Raw genomic sequence first — 15,974 nt, 5'->3', positions numbered from 1 at the left:
CCTCGCCGCACGTTAGGCCGCTTTGACGCATATGCAACCCGCTTGTGTGCCGGACAGTTCACCGATACGCATAGGCGCATGACAACGACCGCCTTCACTGCAGACGATAATCTGGCCAAACGGAACGTCGCCGTATTGGTGGCCGCGCAGTCTCTGCTTGGCGCGCAGATGCCGATGATTTTTATCGTGGGCGGGCTGGCTGGCCAGTCGCTCGCGACCAATCCCTGCCTCGCAACCCTGCCGATCTCGCTGATCGTTCTGGGGTCCATGCTGGCCGCAACGCCGATTTCGGCGATCATGCAGCGCTGGGGCCGACGCGCCGGTTTTCTGGTGGGCGCAACCGCCGGGGCCTGCGGCGGTCTGGTCGGGGCCTACGGCCTCTATCTCGGGTCTTTTCCGGTTTTCCTGCTGGGCAGCCTGCTAACCGGCATCTATATGAGCGCGCACGGCTTTTACCGCTTTGCCGCCGCTGACACTGCATCCGACGAATTCCGGCCAAAGGCGATTTCTTATGTCATGGCAGGTGGCCTGGCCGCTGCGGTTATAGGGCCGCAGATCGTCAAACTCACCTCGACCGCGTATGTTATCCCGTTTCTTGGAACCTACATGGCGGTCATCGGGATCAACGTCGTCGGGTCGGTTTTGTTTTTCTTTCTGAAAATCCCGATCCCCCCACGCGTCACCAAAGGTTCACCGAAAGGTCGAACCCGGCTTGAGCTGCTGAAAACTCCGCGCATCGCGGTCGCGATTATCTGTGCCATGGTGTCTTACGCACTGATGAATCTGGTGATGACATCGACGCCGCTGGCCGTTGTAGGTTGTGGCTTTTCCGCGAACGACGCCGCTGATGTTGTTACGGGGCATGTGCTGGCCATGTACGTTCCCAGCTTTTTCACCGGACACCTGATTGCCCGCTTTGGCGTTGAAAAGATCGTTGCGGTCGGCCTTGCCATTCTGGCCGCTGCCGGAGTCGTCGCCCTGCAAGGGGTCGAACTGGGCAATTTCTTCGTCGCTTTGATCCTGCTGGGGATCGGCTGGAACTTCGGCTTTATTGGTGCCACAACCATGCTGGCCTCTTCGCATGAAGTCACCGAGCGTGGACGTATGCAGGGCCTGAACGATCTGCTGGTCTTTGGCGGTGTGACGCTGGCCTCGCTGGCCTCGGGCGGTCTGATGAACTGCTCGGGGGGTTCCCCGGTCGAGGGCTGGACTGCCGTCAATCTTGCGATGATCCCGCTGCTGACCCTTGCTGGTGGTGCTTTGCTGTGGCTGGTTCTTCGCCCGGCTGAGGCCGAAACGGCCTGATTACCAACGACCCGTACTGGCGGTCCACATCAGTGACAACCGGCGCCGCAGCTCTCCCTGCTCCAGATCGCCGGTGGCGACACGCCCGGGCTGGTTCTTTATGCGCTGTAAAATCCATTCGGTCTGCCAACCCGCATATAGTGCCGGGCGCGCGGCGTCGGAAATCGCGACCCGATGGGATTGCGCGGACTTCAATCGGGTCAAAGCCTTTTCTGCAAGTGCTTGAACACCGTCCGCAGTTCCGTCCAGCAACGGAATGCGACCTCGGTTTTCAAGATCGGGGATCGCGCGAAACCAGTTTGCGACACCCACCGCATAACCGAAATCCCTCAGCACTTTTTCTTCCGCTGTCCCAAGGCTTTGTGCGGCGGCTACGATCATCGACCCGGCGCTATGGTTGATGTAGCTGTCGAAATGCTGGGCATCTTCAAACGGATCATGGTAGATATCCCAACGCCTTACCGCCACATATTCATCCAACATTTCCGCCAGATGCGGCGACAGAACGCGGGACAGAGGTGTCACGACCTCATGCCGCCGCACCGTCCGACCCTCGGCAATCTCCTGCAACGCGTCGCGCCACCATTGCAGGCGCATTTCGGCGATCGTCGGTTCCTGCGTGACCCAAGGCGCGCGCGCGACCTCGACATTCAACGCGTAGATCGGGAACAGAACCGTCCGGGCCGCAACCGGGGCGGCCATGGCGGCCATGAACCGGTCCGGGTCCGCACGATGAACCAAAGCCGCACAGGCTTTGATGTCTTCGTCAAACTCTACGGTCACTCTGCCGCCGCCGTCTGCGGGCCGCAGTCGCGCACGAGCTTCCACTGGATCGCCTCAAGCAGCGCTTCAAACGAGGCATCCACTATGTTCGCGCTGACCCCAACAGTGGACCAGCGCCGCCCCTGCCCGTCTTCGCTGTCGATGATAACGCGGGTCACCGCTTCGGTGCCGCCTTGGGTGATACGTACCTTGAAATCGACCAGATGCATGTCGTTCAGAATACGCGAGTATTGACCCAGATCCTTTGCCAGAGCCTTTGACAGCGCGTTCACCGGGCCGCGGTCGCTGCCGTCTTCGTCCAGCGATTCACTGACCGACAGTTTCTTTTCACCGTCAACCTTCACGACAACAACCGCCTCGGACAGGCTGACCATCTTGTTGTACTTGTTCTTGCGCCGCTCAACAGTGACCTTGTAGCGCTTGACCTCAAAGAACTCCGGTAGCTGGCCCAGCTCATCTCGCGCCAACAGCTCAAAACTGGCTTGCGCAGTGTCGTAGGAATAGCCTTCAGCCTCGCGCTGTTTGATCCGTTCAAGAATACGCCCCAAGGCCGGATCACCCGCCGCAACCGTCAATCCAGCCTCGGTCAGCCGCTTGCGCAGGTTCGACTGCCCCGCCTGGTTCGACATCGGAATAATCCGCGCGTTGCCGATACTCGCCGGGTCCACATGTTCATAGGTCGACGGGTCCTTGAGGATCGCGCTGGCATGCAGCCCCGCCTTATGTGCAAAGGCCGATGCACCCACATAAGCCGATTGCTTGCTGGGCACCCGGTTCAGTATATCGTCCAGCATCCGGCTGATCCGGGTCAGGCTGGTCAGCGCCTCCTGACTGACACCGATGTCGAACTTGGTCGCATAAGGCTCTTTCAGCAGCAAAGTCGGGATCAAGGCGGTCAGATTGGCGTTGCCACAGCGCTCACCTAAGCCATTCAGTGTACCCTGAATCTGCCGCGCCCCTGCATCCACAGCAGCCAGCGAACAGGCCACCGCGTTTTCGGTGTCGTTATGCGTATGAATGCCCAGCCGATCCCCGGGTACGCCTGCCGCGATCAAGTCCTCGACGATGCGCCCGACCTCGGCGGGCAATGCACCGCCATTGGTGTCACACAGCACGACCCAGCGCGCGCCTGCGTCCAGCGCAGCGCGACAAACCTCGGTCGCGTAGGCCGGGTTGTCCTTGTAGCCATCAAAGAAATGCTCGGCATCAAACAAAGCCTCGCGCCCTTGCGCCACGATATGTGCAACCGAGGCGCGGACGTTCTCGGTATTCTCCTCCAGCGAAATTCCAAGCGCATGGGTCACGTGATAGTCATGCGATTTTCCAACCAGACACACGGCCTGTGTCCCGGCATTCATTACTGCCGCCAACACATCGTCGTTATCCGCAGAACGGCCTGACCGCTTGGTCATGCCAAAAGCGGTCAGGCGGGCCGAGGTCTTGGGCGCGGCATCAAAAAACGCGCTGTCGGTCGGGTTTGCACCGGGCCAGCCGCCTTCGATATAGTCGAGCCCCAACTCATCCAGCGCCTGCGCGATCTGTACCTTCTCAGCGGTCGAAAACTGCACGCCCTGGGTCTGCTGCCCGTCGCGAAGGGTTGTATCGTAGAGATAGAGGCGTTCCCGACCCATCATACATCCTCCAACTGAGACGCATCGAACCCTGCTCCGGGAACCAGTTCCACGCCATCTTTGCTCATCCGCACCTCGAGACCCGCCGCAACGTACAACGCCTTTAGACGGTCGACTTCGGCGAAATCCTTGCTTTGCATCGCCTCAGCGCGCGCCTGCGCCAGCCTGTCCGCATGGGATGTCAGATCGGCTGAGGCCGTATCCGCCCACCCCCCGAGCTCATCCGTCAGCAATCCAAGAACCCGCGCCCCGGCCAGCAAACCAGCAGCATCACCTTCCGCCGCCAAACGGTGAAGTTCTGCGACGGCACCCGCCGTGTTCAAATCATCCGCCAAAGCGTCCAGAAATGCGGGGGCCACGGTGGCGGCGGGCTCGATGCCCGCTGTCAGCGTCCGCCACTTGCGCAACGTCACCTCAGCCTCGCGCGCCTTTTTCTCGGTCCAGTCCATCGGCTTGCGATAATGCGTCTGAAGGAACACGAACCGGATCACTTCGCCCGGAACGCCTTGCTCTAACAGATCATGCACAGTGAAGAAATTACCCAATGACTTGGACATTTTCTTCCCTTCAACCTGCAACATCTCGTTATGCAGCCAGAAACGCGCGAATTCACCCTCCGGATGCGCGCAGCAGCTTTGGGCAATCTCGTTTTCATGATGCGGGAACATCAGATCGTTGCCGCCGCCGTGAATATCGAAGCTCTCGCCAAGCAGTTCGTAGCTCATGGCCGAGCATTCGATATGCCAACCCGGACGCCCCCGGCACCATGGGCTATCCCACCCCGGCAACTCATCTGTCGACGGCTTCCACAGCACAAAATCCATCGGGTTTTTCTTGTAGGGCGCAACCTCGACCCGTGCGCCAGCGATCATGTCATCGACCGACCTGCCCGACAATTTGCCGTAGCTCTCTTTCCAGCTGTCCACCGCAAACAGCACATGCCCTTCAGCGACATATGCGTGGCCCTTGGCGATAAGATCCTCGATCATGGCAATCATCTGCGCGATATATTCTGTCGCGCGCGGCATATGGCTGGGCTCTAGCGCGCCCAATGCGCCCATGTCGTGCAGATACCATCCAATGGTCTCGTCCGAGCGTTCCTGCACCAGTTGTTCCAAAGACCCTTCCGCCCCGGCCTTTTTGCGCGCCAGTGCGGTTGCGTTGATCTTGTCATCCACATCGGTGAAGTTGCGCACATAGGTCACATGCTCGGCGCCGTAGACATGGCGCAGCAGACGAAACAGTACGTCAAACACGACCACGGGCCGCGCGTTGCCCAGATGCGCCCGGTCATAGACGGTCGGGCCACAGACATACATCCGCACATTCTCGGGGTCGATCGGCGCGAAATCTTCCTTCGCCCGCGTCCGTGTGTTGTGCAGTTTGATCGTCGTCATCAGGTCGTGCTCCTAGGCTTGCGCGTTGGCGCGGGCTTAGCAACTTGTCTCAGAGATGAAAACGAAAGAAACCGGCCCGCTTGAAGGATCAGCAGGAAATGCAGCAGATAATGATGCAGGTCATCCGGTTCATGCCCTTCGCATAGCATGCAGAACCGGCTGCGCCAAGCCTTGAGTTCATTTCCTTATGACGGCACAGTCAGAACCATGAGCCGCGACTTCGTCAATTCTGTATGCAAGACCCTGCCTGGGGCCGAGCTGTCCGACCCCTGGGGCGGTGGGCATGATGCGTGGAAGGTCGGCGGCAAGATGTTTGCCTGTGTCGGCTCGGTTGGCGACGGTGTGTCTGTCAAAACACCCGATATCGAAACCGCTCAGATGCTGATAGATGCGGGTGTCGGCACAAAAGCCCCATATTTCCACAGAAGCTGGATTCGTTTGCCCTGGGGCACCGATCCCGAGGAAATGAGCCATCGCCTGACAGCCTCTTACGACATCGTGCGCGCCTCGTTGACAAAAAAGGTTCAGGCGACGCTGGCGGAACGAAGCTGATTGACAATTCCTTACGCCTCTGCCCCATTCGGGCGAAATACGGGAGGCACGGAATGAAACTGTCACATCGCATCATGCATCTGACCGAAGGCGGTTCTGATGGTTGGGGTGTTTTTTATCGTGCGCGGGAATTGAAGGCCCAGGGCCATGCGGTCACCGAATTAACGATAGGCGAGCATGACGTCGGGACAGCCCCTGACATACTTGCCGAAATGTATGCCTCAGCCAGAGATGGTCACACAGGTTATGCGTCCGTTCCCGGGACGGACCTGCTTCGCGATACAGTTGCCGCCCGTGTTCAGACACGCACAGGCGTACCAACAAAACGCCATAACGTGCTGATCACCCCGGGTGGTCAGGCGGCCCTTTTTGCGGCCCACACCGCTGTCTGTAACCCCGGCGATACCGGGCTGTACCTGGATCCCTACTACGCCACTTACCCTGGTACGATTCGCGGCGTCGGTGCGGTCGCCAAAGCGGTTCAGACTCACGCACAGGATGCGTTTCAGCCGCGCGCAGAAGAGATCGATAAACACGCAGACGGTGCTGTGTCCTTGCTGATAAACACCCCCAACAACCCCACCGGTGTTGTTTACACCCCCGAAACCCTTGGCGCGATTGCTGAAACGTGCAAACGCCGCGACCTGTGGCTGATTTCGGACGAGGTTTATGACACGCAGGTGTGGGAGGGTACTCACCTGTCGCCACGCGCATTGCCCGATATGGCTGACCGGACCCTTGTCATTGGTTCGATGTCCAAATCGCACGCGATGACGGGGTCTCGGTGCGGGTGGGTCATCGGCCCGGAAGAGGTGATCGACCATTTGATCAATCTGGCCACTCACACAACCTACGGCGTGCCCGGTTTCATTCAGGATGCGGCAAGCTTCGCCCTGAGTGCCGGACAAGGCCCCGAGGAAGAGGTCGCAGCCCCATTCCGACGCCGCCGCGAAATAGCTGGCAGGATTTTGGCGCGCCAGAATGTCGTCGGACTGGTTCCGGCGCATGGGGCGATGTATCTGATGCTAGATATTCGCGCCACAGGGTTGTCGGGCGAAGGCTTTGCCAACACCCTTCTAGACACCCACGCGATCGCGGTCATGCCGGGCGAAAGCTTTGGCAAGGCAGCTGCGGGTCACGTCCGGGTTGCCATGACCATAGATGACGAGAAATTCGGTGATTCCTTGCAGGTATTGTGTGATTTCGCCGGAGAACTGTCTCGGAGCGCAGCTGCATCCTGACACATCGGAACCAGTATCGCGTCAGAACCTGAATGTCGTACGCAGATTAATCACGTTGGCGTCTATGCCACCGTTTGATCGGGTCACATTGTCGAAATTCTGACGCAGCGCCTCACCGCTGATGACAAATCTGTCGTTAATTGGATAGGCAACTCCGATTCCATATACCGCGCCGGTATCACTTGAGCCGGATGTGTCCGCGTGGGCCGTACCGACGATCACATATCCCAAGGCAGAACCAAAGTCGTAGCCACCCCGTAGCTTCAGTCGGGACATACTGTCCAAACTGCCCTCGGACCGGCCCAGATCCAAATCCAGGCGATTGTATTCCAACTCACCACCCAGAACAAAATTGCCGAAGTCATAGTCGTACCCGATATGAGGCCCGAAGTTGAAATCGTTACCACCGCTTCCCCGCGGCCCATCGGCGTCGGTATAGCCAAAGCTGAACCCGGCATAGGCACCCGTCCAATCCTCAGCCAGCGCCGGAGCGGCGCCTAGCAAAAGAACTGTCGACAGATATGCCGTTATCCTTTTCACTCAAACCTCCAAAGCGGTGACACTGGATTTGGCAAAGCGCCAAAATGTCAGGTCTTCCGATCCAATTCAGCTTACCCAAGTCTCATCAACCAATAACTAATATAACTTTAGCAGATTTCCGCTCTGACGGGTAAAAACAATTTATCACGAACGGTTGCGTGATATTTTAGACATAATACCCCTTTGGCAAACGCCCATTAGGGTTAACGAAAACGTGCAACACGTCGCAAACAGGACAGAAAGTGTCGAACTTACGTGAATAATTCACGTAGGTTACGAAAGGTCGCAATGCAAAACGACGTCTGGAAGATTTCACTGGTCAGCCGCACCATTGGTGCAGACCGGGGACGTGCCGCAAGGGGGCGCCCGGAGCGAGGTTGATTCTGACAGTTTTTCCTCGTGTTTCGCAACCGGACCCCAAAAATGAACGATCAAACCCGAACTTCTTCACGCAGTGGCGGACGCGCCGCGCGCCGCGCAGCCCGTGCCACTTCCTTGCCCGAGCACCTGCGTCCAGTGCGCCCCGGCATGGATGGCGGAACTTACAAGCCGCTAACTCAATCCCAAATGGAGCGTATTCACGAAACAGCCCTTCAAGCTCTGGAAACCATCGGTCTGGCTGACGCCCCGCAAAGCGGCATCGACTACCTGGTAAGCGCAGGCTGTATATTAGGCGATGACGGGCGCGTCCGGTTCCCGCGCGCGGTGGTCGAAGACACAATCGCCAAAGCAAACCGGTCGGTTACGCTGTATAGCCGCGATGGCTCCACCGACCTTGACCTGACCGGCTCCCGTGTTCACTACGGAACCGCTGGCGCAGCGGTCAGCATGGTCGACGTTCACGGGCGGGAGTATCGGGATTCCACCGTACAAGACCTGCACGATGCCGCCCGAATCTGCCAGCAACTGGACAATATCCACTTTGTTCAGCGGCCCATGGTCTGCCGGGATATTACAGATAATCTCGAGATGGATCTGAACACGATTTATGCTTGCTGTTCCGGAACTTACAAACATATCGGAACTTCATTCACCGACCCCAGCTATGTCGCTCCGGCGGTGGAAATGCTGCACATGATTGCAGGCGGTGAGGATGAGTGGCGCGCACGCCCGTTCGTCTCGAACTCCAATTGCTTTGTTGTGCCGCCAATGAAATTCGCGACCGAAAGCTGTCAGGTGATGGAGGAATGCATCAAGGCCGGCATGCCGGTTCTTTTGCTTTCGGCCGGAATGGCCGGAGCCACCGCTCCCTCTACGGTTGCCGGTGCTATCGCACAGGCAACCGCAGAATGTCTGGCGGGGTTGGTTTATGTAAACGCCGTAAGCCCCGGCGCTGCAGCGATTTTTGGCACCTGGCCCTTTGGTCTGGACCTTCGTACGGGGGCCATGTCTGTGGGGTCAGGAGAACAGGCTTTGCTCAGCTCCGGCTGCGCGCAAATGCACAAATTCTACGACCTGCCCGGCGGTACCGCAGCCGGAGCTTCCGACTCCAAACTGCCGGACATGCAAGCCGGATGGGAGCAAATGTGTTCAAACGTCATGGCCGGCCTGTCGGGCGCTAATATGATTTACGAAGCCGCAGGCATGCACGCATCCTTGCTGGGTTTCTGCTTTGAAAGCTTGATTCTTGGGGACGACCTGATCGGACAGGCACAACGCTGTGTGCGAGGGATTGAAGTGACAGACGATACTCTGGCGCTGGACCAGATCGCCGAGGTCTGCCTGGGTGGTCCGGGCCACTACCTGGGCACGGATGCAACGCTTAGCCGGATGCAGGTAGATTACGTCTATCCGACGTTCGGCGACCGCACGTCCCCTAAAGAATGGGCTGAACTGGACAAACCTGATCTGATCGAAAAGGCCACAGCGCGCAAAACTGAAATTCTTGCTGCACCGTCCTCTGCCAGGTTCGACCCTCTGTTGGACGCCGAACTACGCGAGAGATTCAACATTCACTTGCCATCGTAACCCCCTGAGAAGCGGCCCGAAACATCGGGCCGCCCTCTTCGCTACATGTTCAGCCATTGCTTGGGGGCAGCAACCCTGCTTCTTGCGCAATGGCGACCTCGTCTGCATCCAATACGCCGTCACCATTTGCGTCCATGGTCGAAAACCCATCTGCATCTACGTCGGGAACAACGGCCTGAACCTCTTCGATGGTTAAAACCCCGTCCCCGTTTGTATCGGCTGTGGTTTGGGCCAGTGCCGGTGTCGACAGCCCAAGGATAAACGCCGAAAGTGCGGCCAGATTTTGCGGTTTCATAACGTGCCTCCTGAGTGAGTTTTTGCGTTGGTGTGTCCGGACAGCCCCAAAGACACCGCCAGCCCCTCCGCCGTCACCCGTTTTGCGCGAAATGATTAGTTTCCGGCCAATCCCTGCGTGTTTATCCGAGTCGCATCCGCACGTCTTCGCCGGGCAAAATGATGCCGATACCTCTCGGCGGTTCTTGCCCGATAGGCATGCGCCGATCCGGCAAAACAGTGCTTAGATGGGTGAACCAAAAAAATGGGGGCCGAAGCCCCCATCTAGTTTCGCCTTCCAGGCTCATATCGTTGACCGCCCGGTGTTTTTTTGCCTGCGGCCTGGACTGCGCATGGGGCGAGCGCACCCGCCCCGTGAAAGAGTGGGAAAGAGCAATATTCCGCCCCACCCTGTTCCCGGCCAACACGGGCATGTCGGCCGAGTGGAGAAAGGTGCCTTACGGTAAGTCTCAGAACCTTTCTCCGTATTCGTCGGGGCCGGTCACTGTGGCAGCATCCGACCCCTACGCCCCGGGTTGCCGGGGCGCTGAACTCAGCTACACCCGCTTGTCGCACCGCAGGTGTTGCATTTCATGCAGGTGCCGTTGCGCACCAGCGTGTAGTTTCCACATTCGCCGCATGGGTCGCCCTCGTAGCCTTGCATTTTGGCCTTGGTGCGGGCGTCCATCGTGGTCGCGGTTGCAGCCTCTATGGCAGGCGAAGCAAACACCGCAGCGGTTTCCGACATGCCCGTCGCTTCAGTCTGACCACCGTTCAGAGCCATCAGATCCTGCGGCAAACGCTTGCGCAGATAACCGGTCGAACTGATTTGCTTTAGCACTTCCAAGGACTTGCTTGCCGCGCTGTCGCTAATCTCAGAGACGTTCGCGACACCCTCTTCCTCGCCGCGGCCCAGATCATCGAAGGTTGCGCCTTCGGGCTTCACATGGGCCAGATCGGTGCGGTCCAAGTAGGACACGGCCAGTTCGCGGAAGATGTAGTCGAGGATCGACGTTGCGTTCTTGATTGAATCGTTGCCCTGCACCATCCCAGCCGGTTCGAATTTGGTGAAGGTGAAGGCGTCGACGAACTCTTCCAGCGGCACGCCGTATTGCAGGCCGACCGACACGGCGATGGCAAAGTTGTTCATCATCGCCCGGAAGCCAGCACCTTCCTTGTGCATGTCGATGAAGATCTCGCCCAGCTTGCCGTCTTCGAACTCACCAGTGCGCAGGTACACTTTGTGGCCGCCAACGATCGCCTTTTGGGTATAACCTTTGCGGCGATGCGGCAGTTTCTCGCGGTGGCTGCGGATCATTTCTTTGACCACAACCTTCTCGATCACCTTCTCGGCCAGAACGACGGCTTTTTCTTGCGTCGAACCGCTCTCCAGAATTTCCGCCGCCTCGTCGTCATCCTCGACCAGGGCTGCGGCCAGAGGCTGCGACAGTTTTGAGCCGTCGCGGTACAGCGCGTTGGCCTTCACACCAAGCGACCAGCTGAGTTCGTATGCCTTCTGGCAATCCTCGATGGTCGCATCATTCGGCATGTTGATCGTCTTCGAGATCGCACCCGAGATAAAGCTCTGCGCTGCTGCCATCATGGTGATATGGCTATCAACCCCAAGGAAACGCTTGCCTTTCTTGCCGCACGGGTTGGCGCAGTCGAAGATCGAGTAGTGCTCTTCCTTCAGATGCGGCGCGCCTTCCAGTGTCATTGTTCCGCAGACGTGGTCGTTGGCGGCATCGATATCGGCTTTGGTAAAGCCCAGATGGCGCAGCAGGTCGAAGGTCGGGTCATTCAGCTTGGTGGCCGGAATGCCCAGAACGCCGGTGCAGAAATCTTCGCCCAGCGTCCATTGGTTGAAGACAAAGCGGATGTCGAAGGCGCTTTCCAGCGCGGCATCCACTTTGGCCAGTTCATTCGGGCCAAAACCATGGCCGGTCAGCGAGGTGTGGTTAATCCCCGGCGCGTTGCCGATGGTGCCGTGACCGACCGCGTAGCTGACGATTTCTTCGATCTGAGACGAAGAATACCCCAGCTTTTCCAGCGCCGACGGCACCGAGCGGTTGATGATCTTGAAGTAACCGCCACCGGCCAGCTTCTTGAACTTGACCAGAGCAAAGTCCGGCTCGATCCCCGTGGTGTCGCAATCCATCACCAGACCGATGGTGCCGGTCGGCGCGATAACGGTGGCCTGCGCGTTGCGGTAGCCGTTTTTCTCACCCAGGCTTAGCGCCTCATCCCAGGCAGACATTGCCAGATCTACCAGACGCTTGTCCGGGCAGTTGCCGTGATCCAGGGGCACCGGTTTTACCGCCAGTTTCTCATACCCCTCGGTCACGCCCTGCGACGCGCGGCGGTGGTTGCGGATGACACGCAGCATGTGGTCCGCGTTGCGCTCGTAGCCTTTAAAAGGTCCAAGCTCACCGGCAATCTCGGCCGAGGTCGCATATGCCACGCCAGTCATGATCGCAGTCAGCGCGCCACAGATCGCCCTGCCCTCGTCCGAGTCATAGCTGTAGCCCATGTTCATCAGAAGACCGCCGATATTGGCATAGCCCAGACCCAGCGTGCGGAAATCATAGGACAGCTGTGCGATTTCCTTCGACGGAAACTGCGCCATGGTCACCGAGATTTCCAGTGTCAGGGTCCACAGGCGCGAAGCGTGCATGTAATCCGCCGCCTGGAACTCACCATCCTTGAGGAAGGTCAGCAGGTTCATCGAGGCCAAGTTACAGGCCGTGTCGTCCAGGAACATGTATTCCGAGCACGGGTTCGAGCCGCGAATTTCACCGTCTTCCGGGCATGTGTGCCATTCGTTGACAGTATCATGGAACTGGATGCCAGGATCGGCACAGGCCCAAGCGGCATGGCCGACCTTCTCCCAGAGATCGCGCGCCTTGACAGTGCGGGCGACCTTGCCATCGGTGCGGTTGATCAGTTCCCAATCCGCGTCTTTCTCAACAGCGGTCAGGAACGCATTGGTCACACGGATCGAGTTGTTCGAGTTCTGGCCCGAAACCGAGCTGTAGGCTTCCGAATCCCAGTCTGTGTCATAGGTCGGGAATTCGATACTGTCGTGACCCTGCCGAGCGTAATCCAGCACGCGTTTGATGTACGTCTCGGGGATCGCGACCTTTTTGGCTTCACGAACCGCTTTTTTCAGAGAATCGTTCGAGTTGGGATCATACGCGTCATCAGCGGCACCGTCCCAGCTGCGAATGGCCTCGAAAATGCCGTTCAGCATCTTCTCGTGCATCTTCGATCCGGCAACGATCGAGGCCACCTTCTGCTCTTCGATCACCTTCCATTCGATGAATTGCTCGATGTCCGGGTGATCCGCATCGACGATTACCATCTTTGCTGCTCGACGGGTTGTCCCGCCTGATTTGATCGCGCCAGCGGCGCGGTCGCCGATCTTGAGAAAGCCCATAAGGCCCGAGGACTTGCCGCCACCTGACAGCGCCTCGCCTTCTGCACGCAGATGGCTGAAGTTGGTCCCGGTGCCCGAGCCGTATTTGAACAGGCGCGCCTCGCGCACCCACAGATCCATGATGCCGCCTTCGTTCACCAGATCATCATCGACGGACTGGATGAAGCACGCGTGCGGCTGCGGATGTTCGTAAGCGGATTTCGATTTAGTCAGCTTGCCGGTTTTGTAGTCGACATAGTGGTGCCCCTGCGCCGGGCCGTCGATCCCGTAAGCCCAGTGCAAACCGGTGTTGAACCACTGCGGCGAGTTCGGCGCGGCGCGCTGGGTTGCCAGCATATAGCGCATCTCGTCAAAGTAAGCGCGCGCGTCTTCCTCGGTCGAGAAATAGCCGCCTTTCCAGCCCCAATAGGCCCAGGCACCGGCCAGACGGTCGAAAACCTGTTTTGAGGATGCCTCACCATCGAACTCTGCGCCCTCAGCCGGAACCGAGCGCCACAGGAATTCGGGGACGTCTTTCTCTTTTACTTTCTTCAGCTTGGACGGAACACCAGCCTTGCGGAAATATTTCTGCGCGATGACATCGCTGGCAACCTGTGACCAGCTTGCCGGCACTTCAATCTCATCAAGACGGAAAACAATCGTACCGTCAGGATTGCGAATTTCCGAAGTCGCCGAGACAAAATCCAGATCTGCATATGCATCCTGCCCCGGTTTGGTGAATTTTCTTTCAATCTTCATGTCCGCAGCCCCAATTCAGCCCAATGTTCACTTCCGACACCAAATCTTGTCCTGCGGGGTGTCGCCCGCTATGCCGAGTACCTATGGACAAAAGGAGACCGGACGCCGTCAAAGACCGCGTAAAACCGACCTTGCGGCTGCACGTTGCAATTCTGTGCTTACCGACCCTCGCCCGTTGCCATTTCCGATCATTACTACCAGATTTAGTGGCAATCCTTTCGGCCCATACAATCTGGCGTATCTTTCCATAGAAGGTCAACGGGCTTTTACGTCATTTTTGAAATCTTTTTTGTTGACGTGTTCCGGAAGATCGGCGGGAAATCGCCGCAACGTGATTCCTCCACAGAACCATGCACAGCTACTTCGGTTCCGCATAAGATTGGACCAAGGCAAATTCCCGTTTTTGCAGCCATAGTTAGCAGCACTAAATAATCCAGAGCGCAATTAACGAAACCCGCAGAGAATCATCGTCGAGCCATTAAGCCCCGTGCCATACTCGGAGTCAGATGGCCTAATTGCACGGGGACCGATCTGAATATGGAAATTCTGCGTCTGCTGCCGGTCCTCGCGATAACCGTGTCATGCGCACCACAAGATGTACCACCCGCCTCAAGTAGCGCGCAGTTTGACGAATTCCCCAAACTGCTCTTTTCCTCGTTTGAAACAGATTGCGCAGGTCCTGGCGAAGATTATGTAAAAGCCGGACAGAACAGCGTTGAATGCCACGAGCTGCTGTCGCCTCAGACCACTGCATTTCTGATTCTCAACTACGATGGATATACGCAGGACCTGCCCCGGACCGTGACGCGCCTCAGTTCAACAAAAAACAACTTGGGATACAGAGTGGACGCGAATCTGTTTTTCCTGATTCCACAGAAAAATGGATCGACGGTGAAAGTGCCTGTGGAAGGCAACGCGTTGGACCGTGATCTGTCCGACATCTATATCGGATATGGCGGAACGCCTGTCCAGTAGAAGGAAGTGGTCGGGGCGGCAGGATTCGAACCTACGACCCCCTGTACCCAAAACAGGTGCGCTACCAGACTGCGCCACGCCCCGGACCGTGCGCCTTCCTAAACGCGGCGATCTGATTTGAAAAGCCCTAACAGGGCCAAATTGCAGGACCCAGAGAAAAAATTTCGTGCCGCACCCAGGTTCCCGGCCGAATGCCGTACCGGGAAGACAGACCGGCATTTACCTCCAGTACGGCAAAAACCGAATCTCCCCCTTCGATCGGGGTCGGATCACCGGGGATCGCGCCTTCATGCACGTGGGTTACCAATCCAGTGCGGTCGGTAAAGATCATGTCCAGCGGGATCAGAGTGTTCTTCATCCAGAACGCAACCCGCTGCGGCGGATCAAAAACAAACAGCATCCCCGACCGTGCTGGCAGGTTTTCGCGGAACATCAGGCCACGTGACCGTTCCTGCGGAGTCCGGGCGAGTTCTATGTTGAATCGCACCTGCGCCTGGCCGTTTTTCAGGTCAACGCGATCAGGCCGGCATTCGGCATTGGCGACCCCGCTTAGCGTTACAATGAGAATCAGCAGAAGCGAGGAAAATTTCATCACTCAGAATCAACTGCTCAGGGCTGCTTCCCAGGCCAGTACCTGAGCCGCCATGCGACCACGCTTACCGTCGATCACGCGCATCGCCAAGGCCTCGCCCGGCTGCAAATCCGCAAGGCCGGATCGCCGCAGAACCTCGATATGCAGGAATACATCTTCGCTGCTGCCAAATACATTGGCAAAACCGAAGCCCTTGCCCTTATCGAACCATTTGACCCGCGCGGCTTCCAGCGGTGCTGCCGCGATAACCGTCGGGTCCAGTTCAGCAAAATCCGCCAGCATCATCGACTCGGCCCGAGCAGGCGGATCAACGCTGATCACCTCAACCGCCTGCACACCGCGATCGGTTCGATGCGTCATAATCTCGATACCCGCGCCGTCTGCGACCGAGCTTTGACCGAAATTGCGCAGCACATTGACGTGCAACAGAATATCCGGACCGCCTTCGTCGGACACAACAAATCCATACCCCTTGGCGGGGTCGAACCATTTAACGTGTCCACGGACGCGGTACATGCTATTCAAATCTTCTGGCACTGTTTT

At 58.0% G+C, this 15,974-nt stretch carries 13 protein-coding genes and 1 tRNA gene; 5 read left to right on the top strand and 9 right to left on the bottom strand.

Annotated elements, in window-relative coordinates:
• The first annotated feature begins 78 nt into the window (after window positions 1–78).
• Entirely contained in the window at window positions 79–1,305 is a 1,227-nt protein-coding gene (locus tag ACP0GE_RS19610; protein WP_424833581.1) for an MFS transporter, read from the top strand.
• On the opposite strand, the gene ACP0GE_RS19605 is transcribed toward ACP0GE_RS19610, so the two are convergent.
• Genes ACP0GE_RS19605 through cysS form a run of 3 tightly spaced genes read right to left on the bottom strand, consistent with a single transcriptional unit; the run spans window position 1,306 to window position 5,116 of the window.
• Window positions 1,306–2,088, bottom strand: a complete 783-nt coding sequence (locus tag ACP0GE_RS19605) for a squalene/phytoene synthase family protein (protein WP_424833580.1) — start codon at window positions 2,086–2,088, stop codon at window positions 1,306–1,308.
• Window positions 2,085–3,719, bottom strand: coding sequence for a citramalate synthase (gene cimA / locus ACP0GE_RS19600; protein WP_424833579.1), 1,635 nt, complete (start codon window positions 3,717–3,719; stop codon window positions 2,085–2,087). The genes ACP0GE_RS19605 and cimA overlap by 4 nt, the downstream gene beginning before the upstream one ends.
• A complete protein-coding gene (gene cysS / locus ACP0GE_RS19595; protein ID WP_424833578.1) occupies window positions 3,719–5,116 on the bottom strand; it encodes a cysteine--tRNA ligase in 1,398 nt (465 codons plus the stop codon). The genes cimA and cysS overlap by 1 nt, the downstream gene beginning before the upstream one ends.
• 207 nt (window positions 5,117–5,323) lie before the next feature.
• Here cysS and ACP0GE_RS19590 point away from each other — a divergent pair, with 207 nt between their 5' ends.
• Window positions 5,324–5,668 (top strand): MmcQ/YjbR family DNA-binding protein, encoded by a 345-nt coding sequence (locus ACP0GE_RS19590; RefSeq protein ID WP_424833577.1) that lies wholly within the window; start codon window positions 5,324–5,326, stop codon window positions 5,666–5,668.
• 53 nt (window positions 5,669–5,721) lie between these two features.
• Window positions 5,722–6,909: a pyridoxal phosphate-dependent aminotransferase gene (locus tag ACP0GE_RS19585; protein ID WP_424833576.1), complete on the top strand. Its 1,188-nt coding sequence runs from the start codon at window positions 5,722–5,724 to the stop codon at window positions 6,907–6,909.
• 21 nt (window positions 6,910–6,930) lie between these two features.
• Here ACP0GE_RS19585 and ACP0GE_RS19580 read toward each other — a convergent pair whose 3' ends face one another.
• Window positions 6,931–7,449: an outer membrane protein gene (locus tag ACP0GE_RS19580; RefSeq protein ID WP_424833575.1), complete on the bottom strand. Its 519-nt coding sequence runs from the start codon at window positions 7,447–7,449 to the stop codon at window positions 6,931–6,933.
• A gap of 423 nt (window positions 7,450–7,872) precedes the next feature.
• Between ACP0GE_RS19580 and ACP0GE_RS19575 the strand changes: the two genes are divergently transcribed.
• The gene (locus tag ACP0GE_RS19575) at window positions 7,873–9,417 is read left to right on the top strand and encodes a trimethylamine methyltransferase family protein (protein WP_424833574.1); all 1,545 of its coding nucleotides are present in this window, start codon (window positions 7,873–7,875) and stop codon (window positions 9,415–9,417) included.
• A 49-nt stretch (window positions 9,418–9,466) separates the two neighbouring features.
• Here the strand turns inward: ACP0GE_RS19575 and ACP0GE_RS19570 are convergent, their stop codons facing one another.
• Window positions 9,467–9,712, bottom strand: coding sequence for a hypothetical protein (locus tag ACP0GE_RS19570; protein WP_424833573.1), 246 nt, complete (start codon window positions 9,710–9,712; stop codon window positions 9,467–9,469).
• Between the two features lie 531 nt (window positions 9,713–10,243).
• On the bottom strand, window positions 10,244–13,864 hold the full coding sequence (locus ACP0GE_RS19565) for a vitamin B12-dependent ribonucleotide reductase (protein ID WP_424833572.1): 3,621 nt from the start codon (window positions 13,862–13,864) through the stop codon (window positions 10,244–10,246).
• Window positions 13,865–14,401: 537 nt separating this feature from the next.
• On the opposite strand from ACP0GE_RS19565, the gene ACP0GE_RS19560 reads away from it, so the two are divergent.
• Window positions 14,402–14,839, top strand: coding sequence for a hypothetical protein (locus ACP0GE_RS19560; protein WP_424833571.1), 438 nt, complete (start codon window positions 14,402–14,404; stop codon window positions 14,837–14,839).
• Window positions 14,840–14,846: 7 nt separating this feature from the next.
• Here ACP0GE_RS19560 and ACP0GE_RS19555 read toward each other — a convergent pair.
• The 3 genes from ACP0GE_RS19555 to ACP0GE_RS19545 form a co-directional block, all read right to left on the bottom strand.
• Window positions 14,847–14,923, bottom strand: a tRNA-Pro gene (locus tag ACP0GE_RS19555).
• Window positions 14,924–14,966: 43 nt separating this feature from the next.
• Complete coding sequence (locus ACP0GE_RS19550; protein WP_424833570.1) at window positions 14,967–15,431, bottom strand: DUF192 domain-containing protein; 465 nt, start codon at window positions 15,429–15,431, stop codon at window positions 14,967–14,969.
• Window positions 15,432–15,440: 9 nt separating this feature from the next.
• A complete protein-coding gene (locus tag ACP0GE_RS19545) occupies window positions 15,441–15,947 on the bottom strand; it encodes a cold-shock protein (protein WP_424833569.1) in 507 nt (168 codons plus the stop codon).
• Between the last annotated feature and the right edge of the window lie 27 nt (window positions 15,948–15,974).

Source organism: Ruegeria sp., from assembly GCF_965243365.1.
Classification (GTDB): domain Bacteria; phylum Pseudomonadota; class Alphaproteobacteria; order Rhodobacterales; family Rhodobacteraceae; genus Ruegeria.
This window is presented reverse-complemented; position numbering and strand designations above follow the sequence as displayed.